9 protein-coding genes, 1 tRNA gene and 2 pseudogenes are annotated in these 15,811 nt (G+C 68.9%); 6 read left to right on the forward strand and 6 right to left on the reverse strand.

Annotated features, from left to right (window positions below; all coding sequences use genetic code 11):
• Positions 1-205: 205 nt before the first annotated feature.
• From K9S39_RS25725 to K9S39_RS25740, 4 genes and pseudogenes are all read left to right on the forward strand, one after another.
• Positions 206-778 (forward strand): annotated as a pseudogene (locus tag K9S39_RS25725) (TetR/AcrR family transcriptional regulator); the annotation flags it as partial.
• 240 nt (positions 779-1,018) lie between these two features.
• Positions 1,019-1,417, forward strand: a complete 399-nt coding sequence (locus K9S39_RS25730; protein WP_248865679.1) for a (R)-mandelonitrile lyase — start codon at positions 1,019-1,021, stop codon at positions 1,415-1,417.
• A gap of 40 nt (positions 1,418-1,457) precedes the next feature.
• Positions 1,458-2,045, forward strand: a complete 588-nt coding sequence (locus K9S39_RS25735; RefSeq protein ID WP_248865680.1) for a DUF4865 family protein — start codon at positions 1,458-1,460, stop codon at positions 2,043-2,045.
• A gap of 77 nt (positions 2,046-2,122) precedes the next feature.
• Positions 2,123-3,085, forward strand: coding sequence for a phosphotriesterase family protein (locus tag K9S39_RS25740; protein ID WP_248868964.1), 963 nt, complete (start codon positions 2,123-2,125; stop codon positions 3,083-3,085).
• A gap of 220 nt (positions 3,086-3,305) precedes the next feature.
• Here K9S39_RS25740 and K9S39_RS43375 read toward each other — a convergent pair whose 3' ends face one another.
• The 6 genes and pseudogenes from K9S39_RS43375 to K9S39_RS25765 all read right to left on the reverse strand — a co-directional run bounded on the left by K9S39_RS43375 (position 3,306) and on the right by K9S39_RS25765 (position 9,669).
• Positions 3,306-3,599: a PNPOx family protein gene (locus K9S39_RS43375; protein WP_248865681.1), complete on the reverse strand. Its 294-nt coding sequence runs from the start codon at positions 3,597-3,599 to the stop codon at positions 3,306-3,308.
• Between the two features lie 407 nt (positions 3,600-4,006).
• Complete coding sequence (locus tag K9S39_RS42160) at positions 4,007-4,135, reverse strand: hypothetical protein (protein ID WP_283112810.1); 129 nt, start codon at positions 4,133-4,135, stop codon at positions 4,007-4,009.
• A 251-nt stretch (positions 4,136-4,386) separates the two neighbouring features.
• The gene (locus K9S39_RS25750; protein ID WP_248865682.1) at positions 4,387-4,815 is read right to left on the reverse strand and encodes a hypothetical protein; all 429 of its coding nucleotides are present in this window, start codon (positions 4,813-4,815) and stop codon (positions 4,387-4,389) included.
• A 477-nt stretch (positions 4,816-5,292) separates the two neighbouring features.
• Positions 5,293-5,368 (reverse strand) — tRNA-Arg (locus tag K9S39_RS25755).
• 430 nt (positions 5,369-5,798) lie between these two features.
• Positions 5,799-6,010: pseudogene (locus K9S39_RS25760) on the reverse strand (phosphotyrosine protein phosphatase); the annotation flags it as partial.
• A 95-nt stretch (positions 6,011-6,105) separates the two neighbouring features.
• The gene (locus tag K9S39_RS25765) at positions 6,106-9,669 is read right to left on the reverse strand and encodes an NACHT domain-containing protein (protein ID WP_248865683.1); all 3,564 of its coding nucleotides are present in this window, start codon (positions 9,667-9,669) and stop codon (positions 6,106-6,108) included.
• A gap of 617 nt (positions 9,670-10,286) precedes the next feature.
• Between K9S39_RS25765 and K9S39_RS25770 the strand changes: the two genes are divergently transcribed.
• Together K9S39_RS25770 and K9S39_RS25775 are read left to right on the forward strand one after the other, a co-directional pair.
• Positions 10,287-11,105 (forward strand): nuclease-related domain-containing protein, encoded by an 819-nt coding sequence (locus K9S39_RS25770; protein WP_248865684.1) that lies wholly within the window; start codon positions 10,287-10,289, stop codon positions 11,103-11,105.
• Positions 11,106-11,310: 205 nt separating this feature from the next.
• A complete protein-coding gene (locus tag K9S39_RS25775) occupies positions 11,311-15,810 on the forward strand; it encodes an AAA domain-containing protein (protein ID WP_248865685.1) in 4,500 nt (1,499 codons plus the stop codon).
• Position 15,811 lies beyond the last annotated feature (1 nt).

The following is a 15,811-nucleotide window of genomic DNA, read 5'->3' on the forward strand; positions in this document are numbered from 1 at the left end:
CGCCCCGGTGGCGATCCGGCGGGGGATCGCCCCGGTGGCGGTCAGGCCGCCCCCTTGAGGCCGGGGCCGAAGTGCTCCTCCAGGACGGACGGCCGGCGGGGCCGGGGCTTGCCGCCGGGTCGCGCTTGCCGGGTCGTGGCCGCCTAGCCCGTGGATCGCCCTGACCTTCCGTGGCGCACCGCGCTTGATCTCTGTAACTACTAGTATGTACGGTGCCCTTATGAGCACTCAGGAACGACTCGTCGAGAGCACCCAGGAGCTCCTGTGGGAGCGGGGATACGTCGGCACCAGCCCCAAGGCGATCCTGGAGCGCGCGGGCGTCGGCCAGGGCAGCATGTACCACCACTTCGCGGGCAAGTCGGATCTCGCGCTGGCGGCGATCCGGCGCACCGCGGAGAGCATGAAGGAGACCGCGGAGACCTGTCTGTCCGGCCCGGGGACGGCGTACGACCGGGTCGCGGCCTATCTCCTGCGTGAGCGGCGGGTGTTGCGCGGCTGCCCCATCGGCCGGATGACGCAGGATCGCGATGTCGTACAGAGCCCGGAGCTGCGGCGGCCGCTGGACGAGATGTTCGGGTGGCTCCAGGGCCGGATCACCGAGGTGCTCGCCGAGGGGCAGCGGCGCGGCGAACTGGCTCCGGCGCTGGATCCGGAGGCCACCGCCGCGACCGTCGCCGCGGTCGTCCAGGGCGGCTATGTGCTCGCCCGCGCGGCCGATGACACCGCGCCGTTCGACGCGGCGGTACGCGGGGCGCTGTCGCTGCTGGCGGCGCAGGCCGCGTCCGGTACGTCCACCGCGCCCGGTGCGACGTGGCACGCGCCCGGTGCGTCAACCTCGCACGGTACGTCGACCGCGCCCACCCCGGATGCCGCGCCCGGTAGGTCGACCCCGCCCGCCCCGGATGCCGCGCCTGCCCCAGATGGCACCGACTGACCATCACCCGGCCGATCGCCAGCCATTCACCCGACCACTCGGGGCTCCCGAAGACACCGCGCAATTAGAGGAGTTCACGCCCGCATGCACATCACCCGGGAACGCCCCGCGAGCCAGGCGGGCCCCGCGGCCCACTTCACCGGCACCGTATGGCTCGACGAGATCGCCGCGCCGCCCTCGCCCTCCCGCCTCCGGATGTTCAGCGTCCATTTCGCCCCCGGCGCGCACACTGCCCGGCATACGCATCCACACGGCCAGATCCTGCATGTCACCGAGGGTGCCGGACTGGTGCAGCGCGCGGGCGGCGCCGTCGAGCCGATACACGCCGGAGACACGGTCTGGATCGCGCCAGGTGAGCGGCACTGGCACGGCGCGGCGCCGGACACCTTCATGACCCACCTGGCCACGGTCGAGGCCGCCGCCGACGGCACCACGACCGAGTGGGAGGAGTTGGTCGGCGCGGAGGAGTACCCCGGCACGTAACGAGCACCGCACCAGCCCTTCCCCTCCCACGGAGCCCACCATGCACGCCATGCAATACGCGATCCCCCTGCCCGCCGACTACGACATGGAGATCATCCGGAACCGTGTGAAGTCCAAGGGGCATCTCCTGGACGATTTCGAAGGGCTCGGCCTCAAGGCGTACGGCATCCGCGAGCGCGGGGTCGACGGCTCGCCGGTCAATCAGTACGCGCCCTTCTACCTCTGGGCCGATCCGGAAGCCATGAACCGCTTCCTCACCGGCGATGGATTCCGAGGCGTGATCCGCGATTTCGGGCGGCCGGCCATCCAGCACTGGCAGGGCCTGTTCCACCGGCCGGGCCCGGCCTCCAGTGGCGTCCCCCGGGCCTTCTCCCGGCGGACGGAAACGCTCCCCGACAGCGCCGACCCGGCCGCCGTCATCGCTCACGCGCTCACCGCGCACGAGGAGTTGGCCACGACAGACGGGGTGCACTCCACCACGCTGGCCCTCGACCCGCGGCACTGGGAACTCGTCCACTTCACTCTCTGGGCCGATGCCGTTCCCGAGTCCGAGGCGGGCGACCGCTATCAGGTGCTGCATCTGTCCGCCCCGGGAGCCCACCGGCTGGGCGCAGGACGGCAGTGGTGACAGCCGCCCCCGCCGTCGGCACCCCCGGCCCCGCCATCAGTACGTCCGGCCCTGCCATCGGCGCCCCCGGATCCGCCATCGGAGCATCCGGCCCCGCCACCCATCCCACCGGCCCCGCCATCCGTACCGTCCTCGGCGATATCGCCCCCGCCGACCTCGGCATCTGCGACGCACACGACCATCTGTTCCTCCGCAGCCCCCAACTCCCGGGCCAGGAGCTCGACGAGGCCGGGCCCGCGGCCGCCGAGCTGGCCGCGTTCCGCGCGGCCGGCGGCGCGGCGGTGGTCCAGTGGACGCCCTACGGCATGGGCCGCGGCATCGCCGAACTGCCCCGGCTGGCACGGGAGTCCGGGATAGGGATCGTCACCGCTACCGGCCTGCACCAGGCCGCGCACTACGCTCCCGAGGCGCTGGAGCGGGTCCACGCGGATCTTGCCGGGCTGTTCGTGGCCGAGCTGACCGAGGGGATCGGCGGCAGCGGCGGGCCCCGGGCTGGGATGATCAAGGTCGCCGGGGGTTTCCACAGCCTGGACGGGCATGCCCGGCACACCATGGCCGCGGCCGCCGAGGCGCACCATGCCACCGGCGCCGTCATCGGCGTCCACCTGGAGCTGGGCACCGGGGCCCTGGACGTCCTCGACCTGCTCTGCGGGGAGTTGGGCATCCCACCAGGCCGGGTGATCCTCGGGCACCTCAACCGTTCGCCGGACCTGACCGTGCACCGGCTGGCCGCCGAGGCGGGCGCGTATCTGGCCTTCGACGGGCCGTCCCGCGCCCATCACGCGACGGACTGGCGGCTGCCCGACGCGCTGGCCGCGCTCGCCGATGCGGGACACGGCGACCGGATCCTGCTCGGCGGCGACACCACCGCGGCCGGTGCGCGGTCGGTGAACGGCGGCCCCGGTATGCCGCACCTTCTGCGCCGCCTGGGCCCACGGCTCGCACACGCCCTGGGCAAGGATCTGGTGACACGGATTCTGACCGCCAACCCGGCGCGCGCCTTCGCGGCGGACTGGCGGTGGGCGGCAACGGGGAGCTGAAGTCCGACGCCGCCCCGGTGCCGTTGAGAAGGTGGCGGCGTGCACGAGGTGACGTGCGCAGGGTGACAGCGTGCGCGCGGAGTGGCGGGGTGCCCCGGATGACGGCCGGTCACAGCACGCCCGGTTACAAGGCGATCCGGCCACAAGGCGCCACGACCGCAAGGCAATCCGGTCACAAGGCGCCACGACCGCAAGGCGCTCCGGTCGCAAAACGCCCCGGTCACAAAGTCACGGAGATCCCCACATGCGGCCGCCGCCCCCGGCGCAGCAGCGCGCCTCCCGTGTCCATCAGCCGGAACCGCAGCCCGTATTTGCCGGCCATCGCCATACGGACGCGGCCGAGCCCGGCGGCGCCCTCCAGGAACCGGGCGGTGCCCTCGACGGTCCGCGCGCCCTCTGCGATCCGGCCGCGCACATCGCACGGGGTGACTGTCACCCGCGTGTCGCTGCGCAGCCGCTTCACCTTCCAGCTGTCGTCCCGCGTCCACACCAACAGCTCGTCCTCTTCGGCCACCGCCCATACAGCCCGTGCTCCGCCTGGGCGGCGGACATCGTTTGATCGGCACCCCGAAAGGAGCTTCCCGTGGCAGTCGAACTGATCAGTGATGAAGACGGCCCCAAGTACACCAAGCGGGTTCCGGACTACCCGAAGCCGGACCCCGAGCCGCTGTGCTGGAGGCACCACAGCAACGTGTGCGGCTGCGCGCTGGAGGAGCAGGACACCACCCCGGACGCGGGCGAGCAGTACCGGTTCTCGACCGAGCGATCGTTCCCACTCGACCGACCTGGCCCGGTGGGCGGGCTTCTCTGCTCGCCGGCTTCACGGTCCGGCTCATTTCGCCGAAACACGTCCCGAAGGAAGATCACTGCCACACCAGGGGACCCCCGCCGATCTCCCCCAGTCGGCGGGGTCTCAATGCGTCAGGCTGCCTTCGTCCACGCGGCCGAGGAGCGGGCTGCCTCCGTCCACAGCGTGAGGAGACGGATGTACTCCTCGGTCCGCCGGGCGCCGACGGGCTCCTTCATGAGGCGGCGGATCTCCGCGTTCACCTCGTCCGGCGCAGGTAAGGGCGCGCCGGGCCGCACGGTCGGGAGGGGGTAGTCATGACGCCAACGGTACGGGCGTGCACTGACATTGGCCCCAGCCTGGGCCTCCTCCCATGTCTGGCCCGTGACGCATTCGAGGAGAAGGTCAGTGCCTGTGCCCGCGAACGCGACGGGCTGCGCCTCACCCCCGCCGAGGCCGGGCCGCCCTGTCAGTCCCTACCCTCACTGCTGTCGGACCGGCAGTGGGAGCAGGTTCAACGCCATTGACCGCGGCTCGCGTTGGTCCGATCGTCAAGCGTCGCGGGGGACAGCCCGGTTCGGCCGGGGGCGATAACGAACTCACTCCCGGTCGACCGCCAGTCCACCGGCAGCCCTGCGGCCTTCCGCGCGCGCCGATACGTCAACGCCCACCCCATGTCACGTTCGGCCTGCCCGTCTGCGCCGATCCATGCGCGCCACCACAACCAGCCGTACGGATACCGCCGGCCCTCCGCGAGCGGCGGCGCGAAGCCGTGCGTCGCGGTGCTGCTGAGCGTCGCTATCATCTCGGCAGTCGGTTGGATGTCACCGAGCGCGATCAGGTCCCTCCGGATACCCTCCTTCACGCTCTGCACGAACGCCCTGCCGATGAACGCGACAACCACGGCGAGGATGACGCCGAGGATCGTCCAGCCCTCGCTCACGACGCATCCCGTATGCCCGAGTCCGGCCGCAGGCGGGGGCGCCGCGGCCCGTCCGGAGGCTCAGCGCTCGCGCTGCGGGAGGCGAGGTCGCAGAACCGGGCCAGCATCAACTGGAACTCCCTCACCGCCGCCGTCGCCTCGTCGTACGCGGCATCCGAGGCGACTTCCGGTCGGGCGTGCTCTCCCCCTCGTGCACAGTGCGTCGAACGCCTGTCTACTTGACCGCCGCTCCCGCCACAACGATCACACGAGCATCCGACGTCGCGTTCCTCCGGGGGGACGGCTTCCCGTGCCGACTGCGGCCCTTCGCCAGTGCCGGCCGGTCCCACTCGGCGGGCTTCTGCTCGACCGGCTGCGGCTCGCTGACCATCGGCCCCAGTCGCGACCACCAACCCGCTGGCCGCCCTGGTCCATAACGACGATGGCCCCGAATCCAGTCGTGGGTTCGGGGCCATTCCGATGCCCTGAGGCATCGCATGGTGCCCCAGGCAGGATTCGAACCTGCGACTTACGCTTTAGGAGAGCGTCGCTCTATCCCCTGAGCTACTGAGGCGGGCGGCTGCGCCGGCATCAGTGTAGCGGCCCGGACGCGGGTCGTGGCGAGGGGGGCGAGGGGCGCGGAGGGGGGATTGTGGACTCCATGTGGACTGTGATCATGAAAGCGCCCCTCCGTTCGAACGTCGGAGGGGCGCCTGATCAGGCACTTTGATGATTCGTTCGAATCTGCGACACCCGCCTGAGCACTTTCTTAGGAGTTTTCCCTGGGTGGGGCTGTGACCTGCGCAAACTACCGAAGAAGAGCGGTTGAGCTGCGGAAACACGCTTTGTCGGTTCTCGCGTGTTCGCAGCGCTTCTCGGCCTCATGTGTGCTGTATGTGTTCCGGAAGGCATCGTGGGTCCGCACCCCGAACCACACTGGTAAGAGCCGCCGTTGTCGGCTTGCACTTGCGCAACCGATCCGGTCGTTGCCGCGCGTAAGGCGCTTACGCTGTGGCCTCTGGTTTCGCTGGCGCGATCCCGGTGATCAGGTCCACGACCATCGTCTTGATCTGGTCGCGGATGGGACATATGGCCTCGAAGCCCTGGTCGGCGGGGTCATCCAGCTTCCAGTCAGGTAACGCTTGCTGGTGAAGGTGTCGCCGCAACCCATCGTGACGCACACGTCGGATTCCCTCACCGCGTCAACGGTGAGGATCATGATTGGTGGACTCCGTGTGACCGCCGCTCCATTTCCAGCGGTGGTCGCCTTCGCCCGACACGTCGCGCGTGGTTTTGTTCCTGACTCAACCCTCAGGACCGAGGGCGCACACCGTCGTCACACCCCGGACAGTCCTCGGTGTCGAGGGCCTGGACCGTCCGGCAGTGGTTGCAACTCCAGTGCGTCGGGGCAGGCGTGGCTTGATGCGCGTCCTTCGGACGGACCGACAGGTCGGCGTCCTGGCGCAGCGCCTCCACGATCGAACCGTTGGGGTCGAGACGCGGTACGGCAGAGATCAGCATTCTCGCCGCCACTCGGTGGTCTGCCGACTCCGAGGAAGCAGCCCGTGCCAGGAGCGAAGGGCGCCGATCGCCTGAGGTCATGAGGGCGACGGCGTGGAATAGGGCCGCCCGGTGGCGAGGCCAATGGGTCATGTCCCTGTCGAACAGCTCCTGACCGTCCCACGGAACGCGACCTCCCTCCAGGTTGATCAGCACGTTCGCCGCCGACCACGCCATCCACGATGAGTCCGCTTCCAGGCACGCCAGCAACGCCATCTGCTGGGCGTCCGTGAGGACCTGCCCGACGTCGGGGATGGGCGAGGGCTTGACCAGAGGCGGTGTGCCCACGACGAGCCATTCGTCCAGCAGGGCATCGGGCGCGGTGATCTGCTGGAGGTGATGAGCCTGGGTGGCCACGGCCGCCTTGTCGATGCCGTACGCGTCAGCCATCGCGTCGAGCCACGCCCGGCGTTCCGCCGCGCTGTCGTGGGCGAAGGCGTGGTCGATCTCGTTCGCCGGGGAATCGGAGTATCCGGTCGCCGCGAGAAGGTCGCCGAGGGCGGTGAGCGACCAGAAGTCCCCGCCTGTGGACTCCGGGCACGGGCCGTGGAGTGACACGAGGTCCGAGAGGAGAGCCGCTCTGTCGTCCCGGGCGCCGGATGCCCAGTCTCGCAGCTGGGCGGCGATGTTCCCCCAACGCCGACTCGTGTCGAATCCCGCGCGTGCGAGTACGGCGTAGATCCTCTCGGCGACGTACCCAGGCGCGTGCATCGCGAGGGCGAACACGTACTCACCCGCGTCGTCGGGAAGCTCTCCCAGGTGCTCGGCCGCGCCTAGGGCGACCTGCTCGAGCCCTGGTGTGAGGCGGCCGCCACCGACCATCTCCCAACTGCGTCGCCCTTTCTGCACCATCTCGGAGTCCTGCGGCAGGGGAAGCGCCAGCACCGCGCGGAGCGCGTCGATCTCCGCTCCACCCAAGGGGGCCGCGTCCGTGCGGGCGTCCGTCAGCGCGCAGAGGGCCCGGGCGATCGACTCGGCGGTGTCATCGAGCTCGGACAGTTCTACAAGGTCCACTCGCCGACGCCGCGATGTCGAGGGCAGGGCCAGCAGACACGCGGCCTCCACGAAGGGCCAGGGCCCCGCGTCACGCGTCTTGTCCCACAGCGCCGGGAAGAACTCCGGGGGTTTGCCAGGGCCGCGCGGGAGTACCGGCTCGCCCGCGAGCGCGCCAAGAGCACCGTCCGTGAGCTGGTCCAGGGCCCGTTCCAGTTCGCCGTCGGAAAGAGTCACGACACCGCGCGCCGCGAGGTCAGCCACCATGAGGGTGGCCGCCCGCTGTGTCTCGCCGACGTCGAGCAGAGCCTCAGCCGTACGGGAATCGAGTCCGGCGGCGAGTGCGATAGCCCCGTCGGAGTCCGTGTGTACGAGGGCGTGGCGCAGCCAGTCCCGCAGTTCCTCGGCCCCGCACGACCGTGCCCACATGGCCGTTGCGATCTCAGCGAAGACCTTGCTGCGGGTGGTGAGTTCGCCCGCGCCGTTCACCACGAACACGGCGACGTGCTCGTCCCAGAACCGGAGCACGTGCTCCGCCACCTCGCCGGCTGCGGCGGGCGGCATGGCCCATCGCAGTGGGTCCCTCAGCATGCCGGTCAGTGACTCGAGGGCGCGTCCCGCTGGAGGCGTCGCCTCGCCGTCGAGGAGCCGTCCGAGCGTGGCGAATCCGTCGAGGAGCATGCCCGTCGTCAGGGCGGGTGCCCAAGGCCGGGCTGGGGCGAGCGTCCCCCGTAGCCCCTCCCACCGGTGCACGGACTGTTCCACCGCGCGGTGCAACAACGCCGCACGCCCTTTGGGAAGGTCGGCGTCCGGCGCGTTCGCGCAGACGAGGGCGAGCAGAGCGGCGAGCAGCGGCACCGCGAGCAGATGCGCGTGCTCCTTCTTCGCATCCTTGATCCAGGCGCGTCGCGTTGCAAGGAAGGCCGCTTGGTCCGGCCCGGGAATCCGTGCTTTGGCACAGGCGACGAGGATGCTGTCGACCGTTGCGTCGAGATCCTGTGGAGGCGCGAGCTCGACCCGGGGCAGGCCGAGCCGCGCCGCGGCCCCTTGCCCGTTCGTTCGTGTCGTGACCACGAACCCGCAGGAGGGGTGCAGAGACGCGAGAATCCCTTCGAGTTGTTGCGCGACCCACGGCGCGCGCGCCCCGCATTCGTCCAGCCCGTCGCAGAGGAGGAGCACGCGCCCTTGACCGATTTCCTCATGGAGGTACGCGGCGAGCGGTCCCCGGTCCGCGTCCTGCACGGTGTCCGCTACGGCGTCATTGACCAGGCCGTCGAGGGTCAGACATCGCGGCTGTCCCTTCAGCAGACGCGGCAGCGACACGGGGATCGGGGCGGGGGCGTCGGCGTGGCTGGCGCAGTGGGCCGCGATCTCGCGTACCGCCACCGACTTGCCTGAGCCCGGTTGCCCCACGATGAGCATGCGGCGCCAGCGCCTCAGGTATTGGAGGAGGAAGGAGGAGGTGCGCTCGCCCTCCACGTCGATCTGGAGGCCGCCGATGAGATCGTCGACGACGAGGGGCGGGAGGTCATCGGCGAGCAGGCTGAGGTCGATCCGTCCGGTCTCCGCTGTAAGCCGGGTGCGGTACGAGTCGACGGCGTTCCGACGGGAGGCCAGACGCATCGCCACCGGACCCCCCTGGTCGGGGAGCACGGTCACCCCCGAGGCGGTCAGGGCGGCAACCCAGTCCTCGGCGGAACTCCCGAGCGCCTCGCCCGCCTGCCGATGGAAGAAGTCGGCCAGGGCGCTCACGGCACGGTGTCCCTGCGCGTTCGCCACGACGAGGTCCATCAGGGCAGCCAGGAAGTCACGGTGCGGTGCCGGTCCGGTCGAGCCGGGTAGGTGGAGAACACGCGCCCGGTCGAGGACGAGCCCGCGGACCCGTGACGGAAGCCGGTCGGTGAGGAGAGCGAGGGCCCTGGACTCGTCACCAGTCTCCATGCGCAGGCCCGCACGGTGGCGTCGCAGAGCCCGGTCGAGGTTCTTTACCGGCCCGACGAGTTCCTCGCCGGCGATGACCAGAAGATCGTCGGGGCCGAGCGTCGGAACCTGTCCCACCCAGCCCGTCAGCGTCTCTTCCAGCGGACGCCCTCGGCCGATCTTCCGCTTCGCGGACACGTAGGCGCGGCGCCCGTCGGAGAAGGTGACACGGATGTCGTCGGTCGGGTCGCTGGTCTCGAAGTCCAGCCGGACGGGCCACACCCCTGCTGCAACGTCAAGCCCCGACACCGGGCGGCCACGGAGCCCGTATACGGCCAAGTGCGCGGCCAGCTCGCACCGGAAGACACTGCCGACTTCCCCAGCCTGCCCCGCCCTGCTCACACCGACCGCACTCCGCCCGACCGATCCACACCGCTTGCTCCTGACCTCCGGCGGAGCACCGCCCCATGGTAAGACGTCACACCGAGAGTCGGGGCGAGACAAGGGCGGTTCGGGTTCGCGCGCCTGAGCCCTCGTGGTCTCCGTCCTGTGAAAGTCCGGGCGCGATCAGCGTCCGCCCGGACCGGTACCGCGACGCACAGGCCATGGCCAGCGTCCCGCAGCCGGGGCTTCCGCCCGCCGTCCTACCGGCCTGGCCGGCATCAGCACGAAGCACATCAGAGCCTCCATCAGAACCGGGGCGGTTCACCCTGCGGGTGGCGGAGGGCTGTGTCTTGCCACTTGTGCAGCGATTGGGGGCAGGAGGGTGCTGACCTGGGGATTCGCAGGGAAATGTGCGTTGACCTGGGAAAACTCCTCTCGGTAGTTCTCACGGGTCAACGCCGTTTCCCGGGCTCATGCGCCCTGGATGTGCCCTCGCCCTGTCTGCAGAACCGGCTGGGAAGCGCCCGATCTCGGCCACCAGCCTGCTCGGCGCAGACGTGAGGCTGTCTTGCTCGCTGTTTCTGATCCTGGTCACATGGTCATTGGCCTTTGACGGGACGCGAAACGGGGGGCGCGTGAGCGACTTACAGGTCTCCGCATGGAAGCGTTACGGACATGACCGTCTCTACGTGAACCAGTCGGACGGCAAGAAGGTCGCATGGCTCGACCGTCGCACGGGGCATCTGAAGCTTCTGGTTGAGGAACAGCGGGGCGCGGTACTTGACGTCCTTGCTCCCTATCTCACTGCTCCTTCTTTGCCTGTGGCGCACAAGGTACTGCGTTCTGAGGATGACCTTGCGGGGAACCGCCCGGGAGACGCGCTGCAGGTGAAGGTGGACGAGCTGACGCCCGGCCTCTGGCGGTGGGCGTTGGCCAGGCTGTCCGGTCGGAGCCTGGAGGTGGACAACTGGCGCACAGGACTGGCCGGCGAGCGCCGGGTGGGAGCGGAGCTGGAGAGGCTGGTGCGGCGTGGCTGGCGAGTACTGCATTCCATACCCCTGGCGGGTGATGTTGACATCGACCACGTCCTGATCGGTCCGGGCGGAGCCTTTTGCATCAACACGAAGTGCCACCGCGGGGCGCGCATTTGGGTGGGCGACGACTCTGTTCGCATAGGCGGCCAGTCGTACCCCTACGTGCGGAAGAGCCGAGCTGAGGCGCGGCGGGCCTCAGCTGCGCTGACGCGTGCGTGTGGCTTTCCCGTCGAGGTTCAGCCGGCGCTTGCCTTCGTCGCAGTGGCAGACCTGAAGGTCGTGCCGTCACTCCGGGACGTGCGCGTCCTCCAAGAGCGCGACATCGCGGCGTTCAAGCACCTCAAGGCTGGCTGGCGATCGGACAAGGTCGAGTTGGTGTACACGGCGGCTCGTGATCGCCACACGTGGGTTCGCTCCTGACGGTTGGCTGGGTTACGGCCAACTTTCGCGGAATGTGGCTTGTTCACGTCATTACTTGCCGGTCCCTGTTGAAGGTGCCGCTTCTCTCTCACATCCTGGAAGGCTTTCCGTCGAGCCATGATCTGGGGGATTAGTGTCTCTTTACCCTGCACTCCGTGCGAACAATCCGGAGGCGGTTCACCACACGCGCCAACTTATCGAATACATGCGCGAAATCGTCCGGGGTTCGTACAAGCCGGTGCGGGACTGGCAGAAGTATCCGGAGGTTCTCTGGCTCTCTGGCTTGCCCGACGACAGGCTCCGGCGGCACCCGGACGGCGACCGGACGCTGCTCAAGGTGGCACACCGTCCGCCACGCCCAGCTCCTGTCCTGCCCGAGGTGCTGGCGGGGTGGGTCGATCCCGAGGCTGCAGCCACCGCGACGCCCGAAGCGCCACCGCTGGCCGAGTCGGGACCGGGTCAGGGCTGGCAGGAAGACGGGAACGGAGACCTATTCGAGGTCTCCGAGATCAACCGAGAGGAAGCGCACGACGTGCTGCGCGCCTACACGCGATGGCTCGATGCGTGGCGCAAGTGGTCGGAAAAAGAGCGCGTCGACCGGCCGTACCGTGAACTCCATCAGCAGCTTTACCGAATGGCGACCAGGATTCAGCAGGACGGCGAGGAATACGAGGCGGTACTCGGCGCCGGATTCCTGACCATCGGAGCCACACGTCCGTCGGCGCGTATCGCCCGGCATATTCTGACGGCGCCGCTGATACTCACCGTGAATTCCACGAATATGTCCATCACCGTCGCTCTCGCACCCGGCGACCCCGCGCGGCTGGAGGACAGCGAGTTCCTTGACGCTGACGAGGGCTACAGCACCCGCCTGCTGAGCCTGCTGCGGGACCGTGTCGACGCGGAAGGATTCCATCCGCTGTCCCGTGACTCCCAGGACGTGCTCGGTGACTGGTCGGAGAGGGCGTTCGGCACCGATCGCGCGGTGGCGTTCCACCGTGGCTGGGGCCGCCCGCCCGCCGACGCGACACTGCCGGTGCCCACGCTTGGGTTCGCGCCGGCGATCATTCTCCGTCAGCGGGGACAGGGCGCCCTCGTGAACTTCTACGACGGCATCGCGAACCGCCTCGCCCAGCCCGGTGCTATCGCCCCACTGGGCCTGGCTCAGTTGCTGTACCAGTTGGAAGCCGAGGACCGCAGGTCGTGGGGTACGGCGGGGGGCCGCGACGTGCCGCCCGCCCTCGGCCCAGACCCGCTGTTCCCGCTGCTGTCGAACGAAGCGCAGCGGGAGGTACTGAGGCGCCTTCAGACCGATACCGGCGTCGTCGTTCAGGGACCGCCCGGCACGGGAAAGACGCACACCATCGCCAACCTCGTGTGTGCCTTGCTGGCGGACGGCAAGCGGGTGCTCGTGACGAGTGAGAAGGGCCAGGCGCTGAAGGTCCTGCGGCAGCAACTGCCCTCCGAGCTGCGCAGCCTGTGCGTCCTCCAGGGCGACCGACGCCAGGACGGCAGCGACGACCTTGAACAGTCCGTGCGCGCGCTCTCCCAACTCAGTGCCACTCAGTCGACGGAGCGTCTCGACGTAAGGATCAAGAGCCATGAGGCGCTGCGCTCGGAACTGTCGGACACCCACGCGCGGCTCCGTGACGAACTCCGCGCCCTTCGTGAGGCGGAGTGGTACGAACACCTCGATGTGGCCACCGGTTACGAGGGGCGGCTCGCGGAGATCGTGGAGACCGTCGCTGCCGGTGCACCGAATTACGACTGGATGCCCGTCCTGCCCGCCTCGGCGCCGAGAGAACCTTCGCTGAGCCAGGACGAGGCCCAGCGCCTGCTGGGTCTGGTGTCCCGGCACGGGGCCGGAGTGTTGGACGAGCATGCCGCCCGCTGCCCGGACCCCGCGGACTTCGTCGCACCCGTGCTGTTCGAAGAGGCGGTCAATGCCCTGGACACCGCTGTGCGCTCCTGCGCCGAAGCGTCGTCCGACACGCTTGCCCTCGAACTCGCGAATCAGGGCCGCGATCTGATCGCGACATTGGTAGAACTGCTGGACGCGGCGGAACACGCACTTCAGAGCGAGGGGCTGCCAGGCGAGCCGGCCGCTTGGCAGCCCGACCAATGGACCACTCGTGCCCTGCGGGACGGGATGGCCGGCCAACGACAGCAGTTGTGGGACGCAGTGCGCCGGTCAGCCGCCCGCGCCGAGGAAGTGCAGAGCGTGCTTCAGCACATCCCCTTCGCCGTGCTCGACGTACCTGACGTGGCGCTCGCCGAGGAATCACGTCTCATCGCTGCTGGGAGGGACCTCGAGCAGTTCCTGCGAGCCGGCGGAAAGCTGCGCAAGCTGGCTCCGAAGGCGGTGCAGAAGGAAGCTCAAGTCCTTCTCCGGGACTGCCGAGTGGACGGGCGAGTGCCCAGTACGCCGGATGAGATCTCCGCACTGGTGGCTCACCTCGCGGCGCGCCAGTGTGTCCGGCAGCTGAACGAGCGCTGGCAGAGCGTCGGCGTGCCCGCGGCCGAGGGTTCCACGGAGGTGGCTCTGTCGGAGCTGCTGGACCGGGTGCCGACGCTCCGCGCGGTGGACGGGTTCACCCACTCCGTGCGTATGTTGCACGACGTTCTGCTCAAGGCCCGGATCAAGGCCACGGTGCGGACGGCACAGCAGTGGGACGACGTCCGTACGTCGGCGAACGGTGCCGAACGGCTGCTCCGTGCCCGTGAGGCGGAGGAGGAGCTGCGGTCCTTCGCCGAGCAACTACCGCGGCCCGATGCCCAAGGAGTGGCCGAACTGGCGGAGGTGCACCGGGCCGTCACCGCCCGTGATCCGCGGGCGTACTCGTGCGCGATCGACTCACTGACCGAGGCGTTCCATCGTGAGGCCGATCGCCGGGAGGCCCGCAAACTCCTGGACCGACTGTCCGAGGATCACCCCGAACTGGCCCGGCGTTTCGCCGAGTCCCCGACCGAGGCGGCTTGGGAGACCCGCCTGGTGAACCTGGACGGAGCCTGGGCCTGGCGGCGAGCGCGCACCTTTCAAGACACGATGCTGAAACCCGGCAGGGAAGCAAAACTGGAAGGGGAACTGGAAGCGGTCGAGGCACAGTTGAGGAACTCGGTCACCCAACTGGCGGCCGACAGAGCGCTGTACCACTGCCTGGACCGGATGACGGCCGGACAGAAACAGGCACTGAGTGCCTACGCGTCGGCCACGGCGAACGCAGGCAAGGGAATGACGGCACTCGGCAAGCGGCACCTGAAGGCCGCCCGTTCCGCGATGCGTGACGCGCGTGCCGCGGTCCCGGCATGGGTCATGCCGATTAAACAGGTGGCCGAAATGATCGACCCCGAGCCGGACGCCTTCGACGTCGTCATTGTGGACGAGGCGAGCCAGGTCGGTCTGGACGGACTGATGCTGTTGTGGCTCGCTCCGAGAATCATCGTCGTGGGTGACGACAAGCAGTGTGCCCCGTTCTACACAGGTGGCAAGCACGAGCGGTTCAACGAACTCCTCGACTCGCTCCTGCCCCATCTCACCGACTGGCAGCGCGACGGGCTCAGCCCCAAGTCCAACCTCTACGACCTGCTGTCCGCGCGCTTCAGTGAGACGATCCGGCTCACCGAGCACTTCCGGTGCATGCCGGAGATCATCAAGTGGTCCTCGGCCCAGTTCTATCCCGACAACGAACTCGTGCCGCTGCGGCAGTACGGAGCGGACCGGCTGCGGCCCCTCGAAGTCGTCCATGTCCATGAAGGCCACTGCGAGGGACGGCGAGAGACCCTGGTCAACAGGCCCGAAGCCGAACGCATCGTCGCCAAGTTGCAGGAACTCGCGGAGGACGAGGCATACGCGCAACGGAGTTTCGGAGTCATCGTGCTCCGTTCTGGTCACCAGACAAGGCTGTTGGAGAATCTCATCGACACGCGGATCGACTCCACGATCCAGGAGCGGCACAACATACGTGTCGGCACGGCCGAACAATTCCAGGGAGACGAACGGGACGTCATCCTGCTCTCGCTGGTCGTTGACGCCGACAACACCCGGGCTCTGACCGGCCAGGGTGACGGAAGGCGGTTCAACGTGGCCGCCAGCCGGGCCCGCGACCAGATGTGGCTGTTCACCTCCGTCACACCGGACCAGCTGCGCAGCAGGGACCTGCGTCACTCCCTGCTCACCTATATGCAGGCGCCGCCGGAACTCCAGGGCGCCTCTCCCGGCCTTTCCGCCGTTTCACCCGACGAGCGGTGCGAGCCGTTCGACTCTCTGTTTGAGCAGCGAGTCTTCCGTAGGATCAAGGAAAGCGGCTACCACGTCGTCCCCCAGTGGAAGGTCAGCGGCAAACGCATCGACCTCGTCGTCGTCGGAGAGACGGGCCGCCTCGCCGTGGAGTGCGACGGCAGCCCGTATCACTCCACTCCTGACCAGATCCGTGACGATTACGAGCGAGAGCGGGAACTGCGCCGGGCCGGCTGGCAGTTCTGGCGCGTACGCAGCAGCGAGTTCGCCCTGTCTCCGGAGAATTCGCTGGCTCCGTTGTGGAAGCGCCTCGACGCTTTGGGCATCCGGCCCGGAGCCATCGATGAGGTCCAGGGCGACTCGGGGAGCACATGGGCCCCGGTCGACGTGGACGATACAGACCTCACCACCGATGAACTCGACGCCATGCTCGATGAGGATGCGTCCGTCTCTCTCGAAGGAGCCTGAT

This window comes from Streptomyces halobius (assembly GCF_023277745.1).
GTDB lineage: Bacteria > Actinomycetota > Actinomycetes > Streptomycetales > Streptomycetaceae > Streptomyces > Streptomyces halobius.